The following is an 876-nucleotide window of genomic DNA, read 5'->3' as shown; positions in this document are numbered from 1 at the left end:
AAGCTATGGTTTACTCACTATGGCGCTACACTGGCGAACGGTTCTGTTATCCAGAGCAAGTTTTTAAAAATGGCGGATGCAATGGGGAACCCTATCGCCTCCTCTTTCACTTCCAAGATGTATTCGACGTTCCGCAGTCAGCGAATGGCTGGGGCCATTGACTTTGTTGATGCTCGTTGGCAAAAAGAAGCGCCAAGTATTGCTACTCTTAATTCTGAACTCGCTCGATTTAAAGGTATGTTCAATAAATTAAAAGAATTGGGGGAATGGAAAGGAGCAAACCCTCTTGAGGAAGTGAAACCATTTAAAGATCATGAGCGAACTATGGCTTTTTTACAAAAAGAGCAGCTCACTCTTTTGCTTGAACAAGTCGAAAAGCACCAACGCACTGATATGATAAAAATAGTTAAACTGTGCTTGTCTACTGGGGCACGCTGGAATGAAGCCGCACAGTTGAAAGGCTCTCAGCTCAGTAAATTTAAAGTGACGTTTACCAACACTAAAACGAAGAAAAATCGCTCTGTGCCCATCTCAGAAGAGCTTTACCATGAGATATATAAACCTACCTCAGAAAAGTTGTTTCAAGAATGCTATACACCTTTCTGCTACATCTTAAAGAATAAACTAGGGGTTACCCTTCCCTCCGGCCAAGCATCTCATGTTTTGCGTCATACGTTCGCCAGCCACTTTATGATGAATGGCGGCAATATTTTGGTGTTAAGAGATATCCTTGGTCATGCCGACATCAGCATGACGATGCGCTATGCTCACTTTGCACCTGACCATCTCACTGAAGCCATTTCCCATAACCCGCTTTCAAATCTGTAGCCGTCGCTACAAAATTTTTTTGCTCGGTTGTCGCCACTTTGTCGCCAT

General features: G+C 43.4%; 1 protein-coding gene. It reads left to right on the top strand.

What is annotated here, in order from left to right:
* A partial coding sequence (locus VSA01S_RS19825; protein ID WP_147052813.1) for a phage integrase occupies window positions 1-828 on the top strand: 828 nt, incomplete at its 5' end.
* Between the last annotated feature and the right edge of the window lie 48 nt (window positions 829-876).

This window comes from Vibrio sagamiensis NBRC 104589 (assembly GCF_007990935.1).
GTDB lineage: Bacteria > Pseudomonadota > Gammaproteobacteria > Enterobacterales > Vibrionaceae > Vibrio > Vibrio sagamiensis.
The sequence above is the reverse complement of the archived record's forward strand: the minus strand, read 5'-3'. Positions and strand labels throughout refer to the sequence as shown.